Origin of the sequence: Dysgonomonas sp. GY75, from assembly GCF_015234155.1 — a bacterium.
GTDB classification, from domain to species: domain Bacteria; phylum Bacteroidota; class Bacteroidia; order Bacteroidales; family Dysgonomonadaceae; genus Dysgonomonas; species Dysgonomonas gadei.
Genome location: NZ_JADCLQ010000012.1, coordinates 634,533 through 652,848, shown reverse-complemented (window position 1 = coordinate 652,848; position 18,316 = coordinate 634,533). Strand labels below are relative to the sequence as shown.

Here is an 18,316-nt window from a genome sequence, read left to right as displayed (position 1 = left end):
TTATATTTATGTTTTCGTAAAATACGAATATTGTTCTGTGTAATTCAGATCTATTGGCGGGTTTTCAGATTCATGCCTTCGGGTATAAATTCGCTGACATCATGTCCGAATCTTAATAACTCGCGTACTATGGTAGAACTAATATGTGTGAGTTCTGGTTCAGTGAAAAGGATAAAAGTTTCTATTCCTGATATCTTCCGGTTCATATCGGCAATTGTTTTTTCGTATTCGAAATCGTTAACCGAACGTATACCTCTTACTATAAAATGGGCTTTCACTGTCTTTGCAAAATCTACGGTCAGGCTATCATAAGTTTCTACGGAGATGCGAGGCTCGTTTCTATAGAGTGATTGTATCATCTCTATACGGTGTTCAAGAGAGAAATAGCTCTTTTTTGCATCATTCTTCCCAATGGCAATAACGATCTCATCGACTAATTCGAGAGACCGTTTTACCAATGAATGATGCCCTATCGTAAAGGGATCAAATGTTCCCGGAAAGATTGCTTTTTTCTTCATTATTTTAGTTTGCCATATCAGATATAAATTTGATACGGACCAAACGGATTTCATCTTCTGAATATTCACCTAACTCGTTGATCGCTTCTTCCAGATCATCCGATTCTGCTTCCTGAAAATATTGAAAAATATCGTCCAGATGATCTTCGTCTATTACCTCACGCAAGAAATAATCAATATTAATTTTGGTGCCTGAATATACAATTGCTTCAACTTCATTGAGCAATTCGGTAAAATCGATTCCTTTCGATTCGGCCAGATCGTCTAAGGCTACTTTTCTGTCGATGGCCTGTACGATGGCAACCTTTAGCTTCGACTTGTTGGCAACGGTTCTTACACGTAAATCTTCAGGACGTTCAATCTCGTTTTCTTCGACATGTTTCTTTATAATCTGCAGGAATTCGGCTCCGTATCTTTTAGCCTTACCTGCCCCTACACCCGGAATATTCTGTAATTCCTCCATTGTGATAGGATAGATGGTTGCCATGGCTTCCAATGATGGATCCTGAAAGATCACATATGGCGGAACGTTATTGTTCTTAGCCATTTTTTTGCGAAGGTCCTTCATAATAGAGAATAATACCGGATCTACGGCAGAACCTCCACCACCACCTTTTACGACTACATCATCTATGTTGTCATCGTCTTCCAGATCTTCTTCATCTGCAGTTGTAATTTTGAAAGATACAGGTTTCTTCAGGAAGTCTTTACCCTTTTTCGTAATTTTCAACAACCCGTAATTCTCAATATCTTTATCAAAATATCCTGCGATAATGGCCTGACGAATCACTGCATTCCATGTATCTTCATCAGCATCATCTCCGGAGCCGAACACTTCCAGATCCTGATGCTCGTATGTTTCAATTTCGGATGTTTCTTTACCTCTGAGGATATTGATAACATAATCCGTCTTGAATTTTTCTTTTAACGCAACTACAGCTTCCAGAGCTGTTAATAATAAATCTTTAGCTTCCACCTGTTTTTTTGGATTTACACAATTGTCACAATTTCCACAATTTCTCACTTTGTATTCTTCACCGAAATAGTGAAGGAGCACCTTTTTTCTGCATAATGCAGTCTCTGCGTATGCCACTGTTTCAAGGAGCAGTTGTTTTCCTATTTCTTGTTCGGCAACAGGTTTTCCCTGCATGAACTTCTCTAGTTTCTGTAAGTCTTTGAAGGAGTAGAATGCAATACATTTTCCTTCTCCTCCGTCGCGTCCGGCCCGGCCTGTTTCCTGATAATATCCTTCAAGGCTCTTTGGCATGTCGTAATGTATTACATACCTTACATCCGGCTTATCTATCCCCATCCCAAATGCAATGGTAGCTACAATTACATCCACTTGTTCCATCAGAAACGCATCCTGATTTGCTGAGCGCGTATTTGCATCTAATCCTGCGTGATATGGTAATGCATTGATATTGTTTGTTTGCAGTATTTCTGCAAATTCTTCTACTTTTTTGCGGCTCAGGCAATATATAATGCCTGATTTATGCCCCTGCGACTTGATATATTTTATGATATCCTTGTCTACATTGTTCGTTTTAGAACGCACTTCATAGAAAAGATTTTCCCTGTTGAATGAAGCTTTAAAAACATCGGCATCGACCATTCCCAGATTCTTCTGGATGTCGAGTTGTACCTTTGGCGTTGCTGTAGCTGTAAGTGCTATAATCGGATGCTTACCTATCTCGGTAACTATAGGACGTATCCGTCTGTATTCCGGACGGAAATCGTGTCCCCATTCCGATATACAGTGCGCTTCATCTATAGCGTAAAACGAAATCTTTATTTGTCGGAGAAAATCTATGTTTTCTTCTTTAGTCAAGGATTCTGGTGCTACATAGAGTAACTTTGTTTTACCTGAAAGGATATCGCCTTTTACCTGTTCTATAGCAGCTTTGTTTAGTGATGAATTGATAAAATGAGCAACTCCGTCTTCTTCGCTGAAATTGCGCATTGCATCTACCTGATTCTTCATCAGCGCTATAAGCGGAGATATGATAACAGCTGTACCACCCATCAATAAAGCCGGCAACTGGTAACAAAGCGACTTTCCTCCCCCTGTAGGCATCAGGACAAAAGTATCCTTCTCTTCCAGAAGATTCTGGATGATTGCCTCTTGGTTTCCTTTGAATTTATCAAAGCCAAAATGCTTTTTTAAAGCAACGGTCAGTTTATCGTTTCGGTCAGGCATATTTGTAAAAAAATAGGCTATTATGTTATACGAAGATAAAGTCCTAATTTTAAATCTCCAACTTAAAATAGGCTATTTTTTATGAAAAAAACAAACTTTATTGTGAATTTTTGAGTTTTATCATTTGTGACTTCTCGAGTTGTTCCCCGGCATAGTCTTTGGTGATGTGTAATTGCGTTTGTTTTGTAGATGGTATGGTAAACATTGCGTCCATCATTATATTCTCTACAATGGAGCGCAATCCTCTTGCTCCTAACTTATATTCTACTGCCTTATCTACAATAAATTCGTATACATCTTCATCGAATGTGAGATCTACGTCATCCATCTTGAAGAGCTTGATGTATTGTTTTATTATAGAATTTTTAGGCTCGGTAAGAATTCTGCGCAAAGCACTTCTGTCCAGTGCATCCAGATATGTCAGTATCGGCAGACGGCCGATAATTTCCGGGATCAGTCCGTAAGATTTTAAATCCTGAGGTGCTACATATTGCAACAGGTTTTCTCTGTCTACTTCTGCGTTTTTCAGAGAAGAGGCATATCCTACTACTTTAGTATTCAGGCGTTGGGCAATTTTACGTTCTATGCCGTCAAACGCTCCTCCGCAAATGAAGAGGATGTTTTTAGTGTCTACAGCGATCATTTTTTGGTCAGGATGCTTACGGCCTCCTTGTGGCGGCACATTCACAATTGATCCTTCAAGCAATTTTAGTAATCCCTGTTGTACTCCTTCGCCGCTTACATCACGGGTGATCGACGGGTTGTCGCTCTTACGCGCTATCTTGTCTATTTCGTCTATGAACACGATTCCTCTCTCGGCTGATGCTACATCATAGTCCGATGCCTGAAGTAGCCGTGTAAGGATACTTTCGATGTCTTCTCCTACATATCCGGCTTCGGTAAGTACGGTTGCGTCTACAATGGCGAAAGGTACGTGCAGCATCTTTGCTATTGTACGGGCCAGAAGCGTCTTTCCTGTACCGGTAGGTCCTACAAGGATAATATTCGATTTCTCTATTTCTATATCATCGTTCTTTTCCTGTAATATCCGTTTGTAGTGATTGTAAACGGCAACAGCCAGATAACGTTTGGCATTATCTTGTTCGATAATATATCCGTCGAGGTATTCTTTTATCTTTTTGGGGTCAGGCAGTTGTGTTTTGTCTATGCCTATCGAAGATTTTTGTTTGGCTTCGATGCTTTCTTTTACGATTTGGTAGGCCTGTTCGGCACAGCTATCGCAGATGTCTGCGGACAAACCGGATATAAGCATGTTTACATCCTTATCGCTTCGTCCGCAAAAACTGCATTGGTTTATTTCTTTTTTTGCCATAAATTGAATTATAAGTAATGAGTTCTATACGTTATTTGAACTCATTACTTATTATTACTTATTTCTAATTAAAACTTCGTCAACCATACCATAATCTTTGGCTTCGGCTGAAGTCATCCAGTAGTCACGGTCAGAATCTTTTTCAACTCTGTCGAACGGTTGTCCTGAGTGATCGGCTATAATGGTGTATAGTTCTTTCTTTATTTTCCCAATTTCGCGTGCGGTGATTTCGATATCGGAAGCCTGTCCCTGCGCGCCGCCCAGAGGCTGATGGATCATCACGCGTGAATGTTTCAGAGCAAAACGCTTGCCTTTTTCTCCTGCTACAAGCAGTACAGCTGCCATAGAGGCTGCGATACCTGTACAAATGGTAGAAACATTACTGTTTATAAACTGCATAGTATCGTAGATGCCATATCCGGCATAAACCGAACCGCCGGGAGAATTGATATAGATTGATATGTCTTTGCCGGAATCGGCAGAATCCAGATAAAGTAACTGTGCCTGGATAACATTAGCAGTATAATCGTCTATCTGAGTCCCTAAGAAGATGATTCTGTCCATCATCAGTCGGGAGAATACATCCATCTGAGCAACATTCAATTGACGCTCTTCAATGATAGTGGGTGATATATAGCTGCTTGTAATATCTACATATTTATCTAGAGCTAGTCCGTTCATACCTAAATGCTTGGTAGCATATTTCTTAAATTCATTGTTCATAATATTTTCCTTTCAATAAGTGAATAATTTAATACTATAGTCTTATAAACAATTATCATGCCATTGTAACCGGCACAAAAAAGAGGCTAATATTCAGCCTCATTTCTTATAAACAAAGTTATAAATAAAAAATTGAAAAGCTAAGATATTATTCGGTGTATTTCTACTATTATTCATCGAAAACGGGCAGAAAGAGTATTTATTCTTCTGCCCGTTATATAATTTCATTCAGGTTTATGCTTCTTCCTGTTTGTCATCTTCTTTTTCGAAGAATTTGCGGAAGTCATCCAGTGATATGGATTTTTCTTCTATACCTAATTTTGTTTTTAATGCATCGATTATTTTGTTTTCCATTGCGCGTTCGAGCAGGTTGCGTGCGTTGTCTTTGTTTTTCAACATATCATTTGCATAGTTTTCAACCATTTCGTCCGGCAGGTTCATCATGCCATATTGTGCAAACTGAGCTCTTGCTGCCTGCATTGCAATAGTTTTCATATCTTCATTTTCAATCTTGATATCATAATCTTTTGCGATTTGTTCCTTGATGAGGTGGAATTTCAGGTCGGCTACGATTTTCGGATAATCTGCTTCGACGGATTCTGCTGTTCTTTCCTCACCTGATGCTAGCAGCCATCTTTTAAGGAAAGCATCCGGGAATTGAAGATCTCCGACTTTTTTCTCCAGAAGTTCCTTTGCATCCAACAGGAATTTGTAATCGCTATCCGGAGCAAACTGGTCTTCGATAGTTTCTTTTACCTTTGCTTTGAATTCAGCTGCATCTTTTACTGTATCTGCTCCGAATACTTTTTCGAACAGGTCTTTATCCAGTTCAGCTTCTTTGTAACGGGTGATTTCAGTGATTTCGAATTTAAATTCAGGAGCAATAGCTTCTACTGCATCTTTTTCGATGTGAAGTAGTGATGCGATCTCTGTTTCATTTCCTTCATATGCTTTCCCCGGATTGAATGTGATCACATCTCCGGCTTTAGCTCCAACAAATTTAGCTTGCTCATCAGCATCTTTCATGTAAGATGGCATTACTACGCCTGCTTCTACACTGATGCCGCCTTCTTTTGCTTTGCCGCCTTCCAGTTCCGAGATAGTACCTCTGATAAGGTCGGTTGCAAGGGCGCCGTCTTCTATCTTGTCATACTTACCGTAATTTGCTTTGTAAGACTCGATTTGTTTATCAACAAGTTCCTCGTTTACATCAATTTTGTAGTAAGTAACTTTATCTTTCTTTGTCAGTGATAGTTTAATTTCAGGAGCAAGTGCTATATCGAAATAGAAATCGTAGTCGCCTTCTGTAGCGAAATCGATTGCCTGTTGCTTTTCTTCGTTAGGAAGAGGTTCGCCAAGCACGTTCAATTTATTCTCTTGGATATAGTTATATAAGCTTTCACCTACTATTTTATTTATTTCTTCGGCCATTATGGATTTACCGTACATCTTTTTTACCATGCCTACAGGTACAGTGCCCGGACGGAATCCCGGTACATTTGCTTTTTTGCGGAAAGTTTTCAGTGCACTATCAAGTTTGTCCTGATAATCAGCTTTAGCCACACTGATTTGTAGAATAGCATTTACGCTATCAACATTTGTTAGAGATACATTCATCTTAACGGGTTTATTTTAATTATTACAAGTTTATTCAAATGTATAAGAAAAAGTTAGCTTTCACAGCTCTCTTTTTTGGTGGTGCAAAAATAGTCTTATTATTGTAATATTCAAAGAGAAATAATAATTAATCTCAAGACCTTTTTTATAAAAAGATGGCATAATGCGTTAAAAATATGTTTTGTAACATGTTTTATATAAAAAAATGCTAACTTTGTTTTTAAGTTAATTATTGAACCTGATTTATATATCAAGCTTTTCTCTATGGTAGCAGATAGCAGCAATGTTGTAAGTATATCGGAATGTATTCCGGAGATTTGGGATTTGTTGAATAATAAGGAACGTGACTTAATTTCGGCAAACGCGAAGATTCTTGACTATAAAAAGAATGAGGTAATCTACAGAGAAGAAGAGACTCCTCAGGAATTGATGTGCCTATGTAAAGGGAAAGTCAAGATCTATAAAGATGGGGTAGGAGGGCGTAGCCAGATAATCAGAATGATACGTCCTACACAATATTTCGGGTATCGAGCCTATTTTGCAAACCAGCCGTATGTGACTGCGGCTTCGGCTTTTGAGGCCTCTACTATTTGTTTTATATCTATGCAGATTATTGAAGAGATAGTTTCTATAAATTCAAAATTAGGTATGTTCTTTATCAGGGAACTATCTACAGACTTGGGCATTGCTGATGAAAGGGTAGTTAATCTTACGCAGAAACATATCCGGGGACGTTTAGCTGAATCGCTTATCTTCCTTATTGAGAACTACGGATTGGAAGAGGACGGTGCCACTATCAGTATCTATCTGTCACGGGAAGACCTTGCCAATTTGTCGAATATGACAACCTCAAATGCAATCAGGACGCTGTCTACATTTGTTGATGAACATATAATTACACTCGACGGCCGGAAAATCAAGATAATAGACGAAGAAAAGCTACGACGAATAAGCAAAATCGGATGATAACCAATATTGCTCACAAATATCTGGACTTCAAATATAAAGAAGTTGCCGGATTTATCAATAAACCAATCTATACTCAGGAAAAAATACTATCCTATTTGCTTCGAAATGGAGCACAAACACTAATAGGTCAGCAATACAACTTTTCCTCAATCAAGAATAAAGACGATTTCAGAAAGCGGGTTCCTGTTTTCCATTACGAAGATTTGCGTCCCTATCTTGATAAGATACTGATAGATAAACAGCAGAGTGTTTTGTGGAACAAACCCATAAAGTGGTTTGCTATGTCGTCCGGCACTACCGAGGATAAGAGTAAATACATCCCTGTCACCCAAGAATCTCTGACAAAAGGTCACTACAAATGTGGGGAGCAGATGCTTGCTATATATGGTCAGGCAAATCATAAGGCCAGATTCTTTTTCGGAAAGACATTAGTTTTGGGAGGAAGTAAGCAGATAAATAATATCGGAGACGGGATCTTCACCGGAGATATATCTGCTATATTGATCAAGAACCTGTATTTCTGGGCTAAGAGAAGCCGTACTCCTGAGAGTATTTCCCTGCTACCTGATTGGGAGGTTAAGTTGCAGGCATTAGCAGATTATGCTGTAAAGAACGATGTAAGGGCATTCATGGGTGTACCTTCATGGTTGCTTGTCCTTTTGAAAAAAATAAAGGCTGATACCGGGCGCGAACTGACTGATATCTGGCCTAATCTGGAAGTGTTCTTCCATGGGGGGGTCAGTTTCACCCCATTCGAAGAACAATATAAGAAGATCATACAAAAGCCTGAAATGCGTTATTGGGAAACGTACAATGCTTCGGAAGGATTCTTCGGAGTACAGTTTTCCGATAAATCGAAAGATATGCTCCTGATGCTGGATAGCGGTATCTACTACGAATTTGTTCCGATGAGTGAATGGAATAGTGAAAATCCTAAGACACTGACATTGGACGAAGTGGAGACCGGGCAGAATTACGCACTCCTCATCTCTACCAATGGCGGGCTTTGGCGCTATATGATAGGTGATACTATCGAGTTTACGTCTACCAGTCCCTATCTGTTCCGGATAACAGGTCGTACAAAGAACTTTATCAATGCTTTCGGAGAGGAGATTATCATTGACAATGCTGAAAGAGCTTTATCCGAAGCTTGTAAAGATACAGGTGCACAGATAACTGAATATACAGCCGCTCCCGTTTATTTTGGAGATGAAAATACCGGTGCCCATGAGTGGTTTATCGAGTTTTCCGTCGAGCCCGACGATTTGGATAAGTTTGTCAAGTCTTTGGATGATAACCTGAAAAGGGTAAACTCGGACTATGAGGCGAAACGTTCCTATAATCTCTCTTTAGGTTTACCTATTGTAAAAAGTTTGCCAAAAGGAACATTTAATGAATGGCTGAAATCGATAGGGAAACTGGGCGGGCAAAACAAAGTGCCGCGATTGTCGAATAACAGGGATTACATAGATAGACTAAGGTTGTTTATAGAACAAACAAGATAAGACAAAAAAGGATGGTTACACAACCATCCTTTTTTATTCCTATGCGTATCACAGCAAACTCGCCGCTTCTGCATCCAGGAACCAATACAAATAACCCCTTTTCGGATTTACTTTCGCCGCAGGGTATTTATTCAGGAATTCTTTCCGGTTCTTTATTATGTCTCTGACCTTTTCCGCCTTGTTCTTTCCTGTAGCAAGGAATACGACATACTGTGAGTTGTTTACCACTTTACCGCTGATCGTCACACGTTGCATACCTGTTTCAGGATGCTGACCGATAACACAGATGTCTTTACTGTCCCAAAGTTCGATCTGATTAGGGAAAATAGACACGGTATGCCCGTCATCCCCTAGTCCAAGCATGACGATCTCGAAACTCGGCATGTCCTGCTTTTGCATCAGTTTCGATTTTAGGACAGTGCCGTACCATAATGCTTCTTCTTCGGGCTCGTTCTCTCCGTGTATACGGTAGATGTTGTTGTTCGGAATGCCCGGCACTTTGTCGAATAAGTGATCCTTTGTCATCCCGAAGTTATTCATCACATTTTCCGGTGGTACGCAACGTTCGTCTCCCCAAAAAAAGGAGATACGGTTCCAGTCGATAGACTCTTTACAATTTTCGGCCCAATAGTCAAAGATGACTTTAGGCGTAGTTCCTCCCGACAATGCCAGGTTGATGTGCGGATATACATCCAGCAATTTCAGTACAAACTCGGTGAATCCTTTGCTTAAAGCGTTAGGATCTTCATAAACTTTAATCTCTTCTTTTATCATAGTTCGCAATATATACCATCGTCAGACAGATTCTTACAAGGATATCTCCATGTCAGTTTTTTTTCTTCAATCAGGTCATCGGCGCAGTTAGGGCCCCATGATCCGGCAGGATAACCATGTAATGGCGCATCCGGATTCTTCTCCCAGAAATCAAGCAGTGGTTGCACGAATTTCCATGTGGCTTCCAAGGCGTCGCCCCGGATATATAATGTAGAATCGCCTACCATGCAGTCGAGCAGCAGACGTTCATATGCTTCGGGCAGATAAGTATCTTGCAGCTGCGAGTAATGGAAATCCATATTCACATTCTTTACCTGATAACCGCTTCCCGGCACTTTCATCTTTGTTTTCAGCAGGATGCCTTCATCGGGCTGTATTCTTATTACCAACTGGTTGTCGTCATTGTTTAAGTCCGTAGTTTCCGGAAACAATCGTTGAGGAGCCGGCTTGAAATGTATAACTACTTCCGATACCCGTGTCGGTAAACGTTTTCCGGTGCGGATATAGAAAGGGACATCTCCCCAGCGCCAGTTATCAATAAACAACTTCATGGCTACATAGGTCTCGGTGCGTGAATCCTTATCCACGTCTTTTTCTTCCCGGTAACCTTTGGCATATTTACCTTTTATGTTAGCAGCTGTATACTGTCCACGAATGACATTTTTGAACAGATCGTCGTTCGACATAGGGCGGAAAGCCTGAAATACTTTCAGTTTCTCGTTCCGTATCGAAACCGAGTCTATAGACATCGGGGGTTCCATTGCCACAAGAGCCACTAATTGCAGCAGATGATTTTGTACCATGTCGCGCAATGCTCCTGAATGATCGTAATATCCTCCACGATTTTCGACGCCAATACTTTCGGCAGCCGTGATTTCGACGTGATGAATATAATTCCTGTTCCACAGAGGTTCATAGATACCATTAGCAAAACGGGTAACGAGCATATTCTGTACAGTTTCCTTACCCAGATAATGGTCGATACGGTATATCTGCTCTTCATCGTAATCTTCGCGTAAAGAAGTATTTAACGAAATGGCAGATTTCAAATCTGTACCGAAAGGTTTTTCTATAATAATCCGCCTGAAATTATCGTCTTCTTTGTTCAAGCCCTGTTCTGCCAGGAATTTAGGTATGAGAGGATAGAGCGCAGGTGGCGTAGATAAATAGAAAATATAATTTCCTGCAGTATTTTCTTCTTTGTCGAGCAGGTCTAAACGGTCTTTCAGCTTCGAGTATTCTTTACCGTCATCTGTATTGATAGACAGATAATGAAGTTTCTGGCAGAATGTATTTAATTCTTCATCAGAGACGTCCTTAGCGGTAGCGAATTGCTTAATACCATCTTTCATCTTTTCACGGAAAGAGTCATCCGTAAAAGGACTACGAGCCACTCCCAATACTGCAAAGTTTTTAGGAAGTGAATTCTGTTTATGCAAATCGAATATAGCAGGAACCAGTTTCCTGTATGTAAGATCTCCCGATGCACCGAATATGATCAGTGCCTGATCTTTTATTATTTTTGGTTTCATCGTATTCTAGTTACGAGGTACGAATTACAAGATAAGAGTTATAAGATTATCTGTACATTTATAACTCATAACTTATAACTCGTAACTAAGTTAGTCTTTCTTTATTTCGTGGCCGCCAAACTGATTCCTCATAGCTGCCAGTAATTTCATTGCATAAGACGATTCCTGTCTCGACTCGAAACGGGTGAAAAGTGAAGCTGTGATAACGTGTGCCGGAACATCAAAATCCATAGCTGTCTGTACAGTCCAACGACCTTCGCCGCTATCGGCTACATAATCTTTGATGCCATCCAGATTTTCGTTTCCTTCAAGTGCATTACCGATCAGTTCGAGCAACCATGAGCGGACAACCGAACCTTCCATCCATACACGGGAAACTTTTTCTAAGTCTACATTGTATGGTGAATTTTTCATTATCTCAAATCCTTCCGCATATGCCTGCATCATGCCATATTCGATTCCATTGTGCACCATTTTTACCATATGGCCGGAACCGCTTTCGCCGCAGCGCATGTAGCCGTTTTCTGGGGCAAGACTTTTAAAGATCGGTTCGGCGAAGTCACAGGCTTCCTTGTCACCACCATACATCAGGCAGTATCCGTTCTGAAGTCCCCATACGCCACCACTTGTGCCACAATCGAGGTAATGAATTCCGTGTTCTTTTACCTTCTTTCCACGTTCTACAGTTTCTCTCCAGTAGCTGTTGCCACCGTCTACAATTATATCGTTTGGATTAAGTAATGTAAGCAGTTCGGCAATGTTTCCGTCCACAGGTTTACCGGCAGGAACCATTAACCACACCAATTTGCGTCCATCCAATTTATCCACGAGGTCTTTCAGGCTGGAGGCAGGTATAGCTCCTTTTTCGGCCACTTCATCTATTTCTTTTTGGGTTAAGTTGTAAGCAACTACTTCGTGTCCATGATTCAATAGGCGCTCTACCATTTTACCGCCCATTTTGCCTAATCCTACAAATCCGATTTTCATATTAGTTTCTATTTTTGATTTTTATAATATAAACAAGTAAAGGTCGCAGACCTATTTATTACTTGGTAAGTAAAAAAGCAATAGTAAGTTATGATTAGAAAATATATCATCAACTCTATCTGTTACCTGATTGTTTAAAAGATTTTGATAATTAATCTTTTAAATCCTACGAAGTTAATGTTTTTTTACGATTTTAAGTTAAAACAAAGTGTTATATTATTTAGTTGGTTAATAGTGAATATTGGTTATCAATATTTTATATATGGAAAATGTTTTATAAATATTATCTATTTATGTTGTCCTCATATTTCGACTGTCAATATTTGAGCAGGGATATTTTTATAAAGAAAAGATAATCGCTTGTTTTTATTTTTATTCAATCATAAAAAATGTATTCTGATAATTAATTGTACTATACAGATAATTCAGATTGGATATATTGCATATGGCTAGACAAAAAAAACCGAAAGACTTAATTTAGTCTCTCGGCTTCTTGTTTTATTACTTATCTGATTTTATTTATAATCGTCCGGAGCGATTGTCATTTCTCCTATGACTTTGTCCGATGCATTTTTGTATTCGTATTTGTATGTTATTTCATATTCTTTTAATTGGGCTATTTCAGGTGAACTTTTTAGTGCATCAACAGCTGCCGCTTTACCTGCTTCGGTATCAAATGTTTCGATGTCCTGATCTATTTTATAAGAGAATTTCATCGTTCTGTTTCCTTCTACTTTGCAACTTTCCAGAGTTAATCCTCCTCCAAGACTAAGCGGGCATTGCTTGTTCATTTGTTCTACCTGCATATCTAGGTATTTAGTTACGACTGCATCTTTTGCATCTTTGCATTGGATGAAAAACGAAGAAATGAATACAATAGCAATAATGCCAAGAGTAGTTTTTGTTAAATTTTTCATAAGTTGTATTTATTATTAATAGTTAGTTTATAAAGATAATATTTATCTTTTATATTTTGTTAAGGCTTGGTAAAAGTAAAAAGAGAGTTGTCGATAAACAACTCTCTTTTCTATATTTAACGGTATCTTATTCAGAAACTACTTCGAAAGGAATTTCTACAGAAACTTCTTTGTGAAGCTTAGCTGTTGCTTTGTAAGTACCTACTTCTTTTACGGCATCTTTGATAATGATTACCTTACGATCTACGTTGTATCCTAATTTCTCAAGAGCCTCAGCTATTTGAATATTGGTTACCGAACCGAAGATAGTACCGGTAGAGCTTGTTTTTGCTCCGATAGTAAGTGATACGCCGTCAAGTTTGGCAGCCAAAGCTTCTGCGTCTTTCTTGATTTTCTCAAGTTTGTGAGCGCGTTGCTTCATGTTTTCAGCCAAAACTTTCTTTGCAGACTCTGATGCTATCACAGCTTTACCTTGAGGTATAAGGTAATTACGTCCATAACCGTCTTTTACAGTTACGACTTCATCTTTATATCCTAAGTTAAGGATGTCTTCTTTTAATATAACTTGCATTTCTTTTTCCTCCTTTTTATTATTTCATTAAGTCTGTAACGTAAGGAAGCAAAGCTAAGTGACGGGCTCTTTTTACAGCTTGTGCAACACGACGTTGGAATTTCAGAGATGTTCCGGTAATACGGCGAGGAAGGATTTTTCCCTGTTCGTTAAGGAATTTCTTCAAAAACTCTGGGTCTTTGTAGTCGATATACTTAATACCGTTCTTTTTGAAACGGCAGTACTTTTTTTTCTTGACATCAACTGAAGGCGGAGTCAAATATCTGATTTCTGATTGCTGTGCCATAATTTAGTTCTCCTTTACTTCTTCTTTTTTAGGTGATTTTAGATTTCTTCTCTTTTCTGCGTACTGGTGTGCAAACTTATCCTGGCGGAAAGTCAGGAAGCGGATAACACGTTCGTCGCGGCGGAAGTTGATTTCTAGTTTAGCGATAACAGCCGGATCAGCTTCAAACTCTAACATCGCATAAAAACCGGTGGATTTCTTCTGGATTGGATAAGCCAGTTTGCGAAGTCCCCAGTTTTCTTCATTTACTATTTTCGCCCCTTCATTGGTCAAAATAGTCTTGAATTTTTCTACCGCTTCCTTCATCTGTACATCAGACAAAACGGGAGTCAAAATGAAAACGGTTTCGTAATTGTTCATAAATTAAATAATTATAAATTAAACATGTCATTTTTGCAAATGAGGTGCAAAGATAGAGCTTTTTATTTATATAACAAATGCTAAAGCTTTAAAAAATCTTTGATAAGCGGACTTCTTATCTTACATTTGTATACAATATAAGAGGAACCGTCAATGGAAAATGAAGAAATACTCAGCTTGGATGGAGATCAGGATCTTATCTTCCCTATCATCAACGGAAAAGTGTCGATGGCTATTAACCGTATGATGTACCGCAACCTTCGTAAAGAAGGTCTCGATATTACTCCCGAACAATGGACGGTATTAGCTTTCCTTTGGCGCGAAGATGGCGTTACCCAACAGACCTTATGTAATTCCACATTTAAAGATAAGCCCAGTATGACACGCCTGATCGATAATCTTGCCAAACAAAATCTTGTCTATCGTAATGCCTCCACTATAGACCGGCGCTCCAATTATATATTCCTCACGGATCTTGGTAAATCAATAAAAGACAAGGCCAATAAAGCAGTATATCAGACCATGGATGCTGCTTTGGCAGGAATTGACGAAGATGGGCTTAAGCAGGTGCGTTTCCTGTTGGCGGCTGTTTTCGGCAATATACGCGAGGCCTTGGAGGATTCTAATCGCTATTAGATCCTGATAAATACCTAATTAGCTTGTCCCGTAATGTCCCGGATACAGGGTATTCGAACTTTCTTGCGAAAAACGCGTCTGAACGGATAATGTCCTCAAAATCCCTTTCGTCCAGATTGGCAGGATATACTCCGTCCCTGTTTTCCCATAACATGAATCTCAGGTTCTTTTTTGCAACCTTTTCTTTGAATGGAGAATTCATCAATATGGAATGTAAAAAGATTTCTTCGGCACAAAATGTATATTTATAAGTTTCGAGAACATTCGGATGCTTATCGATAAAGCTGAGGTAGTATTCAACTGCCGGAAGTGTAAGAGTCCAATAGGTTGAACCTCCATAGAGACTGTTTAATTCGGATGGTAATTCCCTCTTATATCCTACAATCTTTTGCATCTGTACAAATGCTTTGATAAACAAACGTTGCCAGCTTTTAGCATTGAAAATCTCATATGGATTGTAATATATAACCCTGTTAAGTCCTCCTTCTATCCAGGTTTTAATAGGTAGTGGCCTGGCCGAAAGATACTCTGTTCCATGATTCTCTTTCAGATAACCGGATATCTGTTGCGGCGACTTTACAGGAAAATCCTGTCCTGTGATCAGGTGGACATAATCTATGTCTTTGTCTTTCGCGCATTCCTTCGATAAAAGGAGGATTGCTTTGAGGTGGTCGACGCTGCCCCAGTTGACTCTGTATTCCCGCGATACGAGCTTAACGGCAGGCTTCGATTCCAGTATCTTAATATCAGAATCGGTAATCCGGCTTTTCTTATCTATATGGATATAGAATGAATAGTCTTCATCGAAGAAGTCTACCAGTTCGTTTAATTGCTGTGGATTCTTATATGCTGTTACCAGTATGGCGTGCTTCATTTCTTTAGTCTTTAATAATCAAATCCATATAGATTGGTAGATGGTCGCTGTACCCGCCCGGATATTTAAATCCTGAGTAAGTACGCAATGGTTTCTGTCCGCCACCTCCGGACTTTGTATTATCGTCGTGCAAGAGGAACGATGCGGAGTAAGCATGGGCTTCTTTCCTCTTTATTGAAATCTTAGAAGAGGGATTCAAGAGGTTTCCACTTATAATAAACTGGTCTATGAAGTTCCATTTCCCCTTGTATTTATAAGAGCCTGCATCCTTCTCGCCTGAACGATGATAAAACATATTGTATAAGTTTTTGTCCCAAACCGGGGATTTGATGCTATGTGCGCCAAGGCTTTCAGACAGGCTTATATCATTCGGATAGTCGTTGAAATCGCCCATAATAATGATATTTGCTTTCTTCCGTATGCGGAAAAGGCTGTCGGTCTTCTGTTTCAAGAGTTCTGCACACCGGATGCGGTCGGGTCTTGTCCTTTTGATCCCTTCACGCCGTGAAGGGAAATGGCAAACGAATATATCCAGTATTTCATCATTGATGACTCTCCCTGTAATATGAAGTATATCCCGTGTCGTTTTCATTGGGTCTGATTGCAGGGTGGGAGTATAAGACCTTTTGCTTATTATCTTTATCTGGTCCCGCTGATAGAGTAGGGCCGTGTTCGAACCTCTGTTGTCTTTGGAGCTGGTGATTATATATTCATACTTATGTTTCCTCAGTCCGGCTCTTTTGGTAAGGTCGAACAGTACAGAATCGTTTTCTACTTCGCATATACCGACTAGTGCAGGCGGGTATCTATTGTTGCCAACAGATGAAATTACCGTGCTTATATCGTTCAGTTTCTTCCAATACCGATAGCTTGTCCAGTGCAATTGACCGTTTGGAGTGAGATCGTCATCGTTTGTTTCCGGATTGTCCTTTGTATCGTACATGTTCTCTACATTGTAGAACATGATACGGAAATTTTCCTGGGCATTTGCCTGTATGCTGATTATCAGCAGCAGTATAATGCCCTGTAATATCTTCCAACCTTTACTTAACCCGCTCATAACAACCAATATCAGGGGAATCCTGACGGGATTTACCCCGCAAATCGAATGGTAATCCTTTTGAATATGTTTTATCAGCTTTATCTATGGCCGGAGATGATTCCTGTAACTCAAAGTTGTATGAATAGATACCTTCCGTATTTAAGTCTTTGAATAGAGGATCTTTATTCCATATTATATTTTCAAAGTGGGAGTCTGAAATCTCCATACCTTTTATCAGGCAGTTTATGAACTGATGGTTGTAGACTGCGTCAGCATTTCTATTCATTAGGAGTTCTCTGTTCAATGAACCGTAAACGATAGAGTTCATAAAGTCACATTGAGCTAGCGGTGCCTCTTTACTATTGCTTATTACCAGACTTTCCACCGTCCTTGCCGACCATCTGAAATAGTTGGCGATAGTACAATGCAGGAATGAATATTTTCCTCCATTGAGATTAAGTGCGGCACCTTTCGAGTTGACAAGCAGGCAGTTTCCTCCGTCAATATTACTGTTTGTAGCTGATACCCCATATTCCAATGTGTTTTGTACAACTGCATTCAATAAGGTCGCTTTTTTATATTGGATGTCTGAGGCATGGAATGTTATGCCTTTTGTGGCATTCCGTATATTTATGTTTTCAAGTTGGTTGTTGTAACTTTCGGAATAGAAATACACGCCGTCCCATTGTCCCGGGACATTGTCGTAAGGTATATCCGCTTCAATCTTATCAAAACGGTCCCCCCTGAAAATGACAGGCTTTTCTATTGTCCCGTTAGCTATCAGTGTACCGTGTATCCGGATAGAAGCATTATTCCTGAAAAAGACCTTGGCGCCTTCAGCCATTGTAGCCGTAACCCCTTTATCTATCACGATGGAGTCATATACAAGGAGCGGCTTCTTGCCTGCAATTACAGAATCTTGGGTAATCCGTCCGCCTTTCCATATATAGACATCCTGTCCTACAGCTTCCAGTTGCAGGTATTGGATATTGCCGTTTGTTTCGAATCTGATAGAATCGCGTATCAACAGCGGATTTTCATTATCCGTAGGATTCACTGTAACTTCTATAAATCCAAAAAGACTGTCTTTTTTCAGTATTTCTACATTTGAGAGTTTCGTCCCTTTTTCTCCGTCGATATTCATTCTGAATCCGCTTTTTCCCGGGTTCATCAGTTCTATCGAGCCTATCACGAGCGATCTGCTGTTCTTATTATATATTTTAAACTGCCGCGTCGCAGAGCCGATAGTAGTAAATACGGTATCGAAACTGATTGTATCGTTCGAGAATGAGAGCCCTAGGCTCTTGTCGTCCGAAAAATCATCTCCATTTTTACAGGAGCTGAATATCGAAAGGAAAACGGAGGATAGAATAATCCCCCTTATCAGCCTTTTCAAAGGAGACAACAGATAAAGCAGTTTCTTTAATTGGCAATTAGTTCCCGTTATTTTATAGCTCATAATTAATGATTCC

Annotated in this window: 18 protein-coding genes; 3 read left to right on the top strand and 15 right to left on the bottom strand. The window is 39.6% G+C overall.

Annotated elements, in window-relative coordinates; all coding sequences use genetic code 11:
• Positions 1-50: 50 nt before the first annotated feature.
• From coaD to tig, 5 genes are all read right to left on the bottom strand, one after another.
• Positions 51-518, bottom strand: a complete 468-nt coding sequence (gene coaD / locus IR083_RS08245; protein WP_006798753.1) for a pantetheine-phosphate adenylyltransferase — start codon at positions 516-518, stop codon at positions 51-53.
• 4 nt (positions 519-522) lie between these two features.
• Positions 523-2,718 carry a DNA helicase RecQ gene (gene recQ / locus IR083_RS08240; RefSeq protein ID WP_194223925.1) on the bottom strand — a complete coding sequence of 732 codons (2,196 nt, stop codon included), beginning with the start codon at positions 2,716-2,718 and terminating at the stop codon, positions 523-525.
• A gap of 97 nt (positions 2,719-2,815) precedes the next feature.
• Entirely contained in the window at positions 2,816-4,051 is a 1,236-nt protein-coding gene (gene clpX / locus IR083_RS08235; protein WP_194223924.1) for an ATP-dependent Clp protease ATP-binding subunit ClpX, read from the bottom strand.
• Positions 4,052-4,105: 54 nt separating this feature from the next.
• A complete protein-coding gene (clpP, locus tag IR083_RS08230; protein WP_006798750.1) occupies positions 4,106-4,774 on the bottom strand; it encodes an ATP-dependent Clp endopeptidase proteolytic subunit ClpP in 669 nt (222 codons plus the stop codon).
• A gap of 234 nt (positions 4,775-5,008) precedes the next feature.
• Positions 5,009-6,391: a trigger factor gene (gene tig / locus IR083_RS08225; protein ID WP_194223923.1), complete on the bottom strand. Its 1,383-nt coding sequence runs from the start codon at positions 6,389-6,391 to the stop codon at positions 5,009-5,011.
• 264 nt (positions 6,392-6,655) lie between these two features.
• Here tig and IR083_RS08220 point away from each other — a divergent pair, with 264 nt between their 5' ends.
• Positions 6,656-7,357, top strand: a complete 702-nt coding sequence (locus tag IR083_RS08220) for a Crp/Fnr family transcriptional regulator (RefSeq protein WP_006798748.1) — start codon at positions 6,656-6,658, stop codon at positions 7,355-7,357.
• Positions 7,354-8,865, top strand: coding sequence for a GH3 auxin-responsive promoter family protein (locus tag IR083_RS08215; protein WP_194223922.1), 1,512 nt, complete (start codon positions 7,354-7,356; stop codon positions 8,863-8,865). The genes IR083_RS08220 and IR083_RS08215 overlap by 4 nt, the downstream gene beginning before the upstream one ends.
• 48 nt (positions 8,866-8,913) lie before the next feature.
• Here IR083_RS08215 and pgl read toward each other — a convergent pair whose 3' ends face one another.
• From pgl to rpsF, 7 genes are all read right to left on the bottom strand, one after another.
• Positions 8,914-9,639, bottom strand: a complete 726-nt coding sequence (gene pgl, locus IR083_RS08210; protein WP_194223921.1) for a 6-phosphogluconolactonase — start codon at positions 9,637-9,639, stop codon at positions 8,914-8,916.
• Positions 9,636-11,171 carry a glucose-6-phosphate dehydrogenase gene (zwf, locus tag IR083_RS08205; RefSeq protein WP_194223920.1) on the bottom strand — a complete coding sequence of 512 codons (1,536 nt, stop codon included), beginning with the start codon at positions 11,169-11,171 and terminating at the stop codon, positions 9,636-9,638. Before zwf ends, pgl begins: the two co-directional genes overlap by 4 nt.
• Positions 11,172-11,261: 90 nt before the next feature.
• Complete coding sequence (gene gnd / locus IR083_RS08200; protein WP_194223919.1) at positions 11,262-12,158, bottom strand: phosphogluconate dehydrogenase (NAD(+)-dependent, decarboxylating); 897 nt, start codon at positions 12,156-12,158, stop codon at positions 11,262-11,264.
• A gap of 515 nt (positions 12,159-12,673) precedes the next feature.
• The gene (locus IR083_RS08195; RefSeq protein ID WP_194223918.1) at positions 12,674-13,075 is read right to left on the bottom strand and encodes a hypothetical protein; all 402 of its coding nucleotides are present in this window, start codon (positions 13,073-13,075) and stop codon (positions 12,674-12,676) included.
• A 127-nt stretch (positions 13,076-13,202) separates the two neighbouring features.
• The gene (gene rplI, locus IR083_RS08190; RefSeq protein WP_006798741.1) at positions 13,203-13,646 is read right to left on the bottom strand and encodes a 50S ribosomal protein L9; all 444 of its coding nucleotides are present in this window, start codon (positions 13,644-13,646) and stop codon (positions 13,203-13,205) included.
• A 19-nt stretch (positions 13,647-13,665) separates the two neighbouring features.
• Positions 13,666-13,935 carry a 30S ribosomal protein S18 gene (rpsR, locus tag IR083_RS08185; protein ID WP_183305946.1) on the bottom strand — a complete coding sequence of 90 codons (270 nt, stop codon included), beginning with the start codon at positions 13,933-13,935 and terminating at the stop codon, positions 13,666-13,668.
• Positions 13,936-14,292, bottom strand: a complete 357-nt coding sequence (gene rpsF / locus IR083_RS08180) for a 30S ribosomal protein S6 (protein WP_006798739.1) — start codon at positions 14,290-14,292, stop codon at positions 13,936-13,938.
• Between the two features lie 153 nt (positions 14,293-14,445).
• Here rpsF and IR083_RS08175 point away from each other — a divergent pair, with 153 nt between their 5' ends.
• Positions 14,446-14,928, top strand: coding sequence for a MarR family winged helix-turn-helix transcriptional regulator (locus tag IR083_RS08175; RefSeq protein ID WP_006798738.1), 483 nt, complete (start codon positions 14,446-14,448; stop codon positions 14,926-14,928).
• Here IR083_RS08175 and IR083_RS08170 read toward each other — a convergent pair.
• From IR083_RS08170 to IR083_RS08160, 3 genes are read right to left on the bottom strand one after another with little or no spacing between them, the layout of a single operon-like run.
• Positions 14,915-15,802 carry a beta-1,6-N-acetylglucosaminyltransferase gene (locus tag IR083_RS08170; protein ID WP_194223917.1) on the bottom strand — a complete coding sequence of 296 codons (888 nt, stop codon included), beginning with the start codon at positions 15,800-15,802 and terminating at the stop codon, positions 14,915-14,917. The two genes, IR083_RS08175 and IR083_RS08170, sit on opposite strands and share 14 nt — an antisense overlap.
• Before the next feature lie 4 nt (positions 15,803-15,806).
• Positions 15,807-16,862: a hypothetical protein gene (locus IR083_RS08165; protein WP_242052386.1), complete on the bottom strand. Its 1,056-nt coding sequence runs from the start codon at positions 16,860-16,862 to the stop codon at positions 15,807-15,809.
• Positions 16,846-18,303 carry a choice-of-anchor Q domain-containing protein gene (locus IR083_RS08160; RefSeq protein WP_194223916.1) on the bottom strand — a complete coding sequence of 486 codons (1,458 nt, stop codon included), beginning with the start codon at positions 18,301-18,303 and terminating at the stop codon, positions 16,846-16,848. The genes IR083_RS08165 and IR083_RS08160 overlap by 17 nt, the downstream gene beginning before the upstream one ends.
• Between the last annotated feature and the right edge of the window lie 13 nt (positions 18,304-18,316).

Excerpts from the sequence above, each read along its gene's own strand:
- IR083_RS08215 (WP_194223922.1), top strand. The coding sequence starts at position 7,354 with ATGATAACCAATATTGCTCACAAATATCTGGACTTCAAATATAAAGAA.
- rplI (WP_006798741.1), bottom strand. The coding sequence starts at position 13,646 with ATGCAAGTTATATTAAAAGAAGACATCCTTAACTTAGGATATAAAGAT.
- zwf (WP_194223920.1), bottom strand. The coding sequence starts at position 11,171 with ATGAAACCAAAAATAATAAAAGATCAGGCACTGATCATATTCGGTGCA.
- IR083_RS08165 (WP_242052386.1), bottom strand. The coding sequence starts at position 16,862 with ATGAGCGGGTTAAGTAAAGGTTGGAAGATATTACAGGGCATTATACTG.
- IR083_RS08175 (WP_006798738.1), top strand. The coding sequence starts at position 14,446 with ATGGAAAATGAAGAAATACTCAGCTTGGATGGAGATCAGGATCTTATC.
- clpX (WP_194223924.1), bottom strand. The coding sequence starts at position 4,051 with ATGGCAAAAAAAGAAATAAACCAATGCAGTTTTTGCGGACGAAGCGAT.
- coaD (WP_006798753.1), bottom strand. The coding sequence starts at position 518 with ATGAAGAAAAAAGCAATCTTTCCGGGAACATTTGATCCCTTTACGATA.
- tig (WP_194223923.1), bottom strand. The coding sequence starts at position 6,391 with ATGAATGTATCTCTAACAAATGTTGATAGCGTAAATGCTATTCTACAA.
- IR083_RS08170 (WP_194223917.1), bottom strand. The coding sequence starts at position 15,802 with ATGAAGCACGCCATACTGGTAACAGCATATAAGAATCCACAGCAATTA.
- recQ (WP_194223925.1), bottom strand. The coding sequence starts at position 2,718 with ATGCCTGACCGAAACGATAAACTGACCGTTGCTTTAAAAAAGCATTTT.
- IR083_RS08195 (WP_194223918.1), bottom strand. The coding sequence starts at position 13,075 with ATGAAAAATTTAACAAAAACTACTCTTGGCATTATTGCTATTGTATTC.
- rpsF (WP_006798739.1), bottom strand. The coding sequence starts at position 14,292 with ATGAACAATTACGAAACCGTTTTCATTTTGACTCCCGTTTTGTCTGAT.
- gnd (WP_194223919.1), bottom strand. The coding sequence starts at position 12,158 with ATGAAAATCGGATTTGTAGGATTAGGCAAAATGGGCGGTAAAATGGTA.
- IR083_RS08220 (WP_006798748.1), top strand. The coding sequence starts at position 6,656 with ATGGTAGCAGATAGCAGCAATGTTGTAAGTATATCGGAATGTATTCCG.
- pgl (WP_194223921.1), bottom strand. The coding sequence starts at position 9,639 with ATGATAAAAGAAGAGATTAAAGTTTATGAAGATCCTAACGCTTTAAGC.
- clpP (WP_006798750.1), bottom strand. The coding sequence starts at position 4,774 with ATGAACAATGAATTTAAGAAATATGCTACCAAGCATTTAGGTATGAAC.
- IR083_RS08160 (WP_194223916.1), bottom strand. The coding sequence starts at position 18,303 with ATGAGCTATAAAATAACGGGAACTAATTGCCAATTAAAGAAACTGCTT.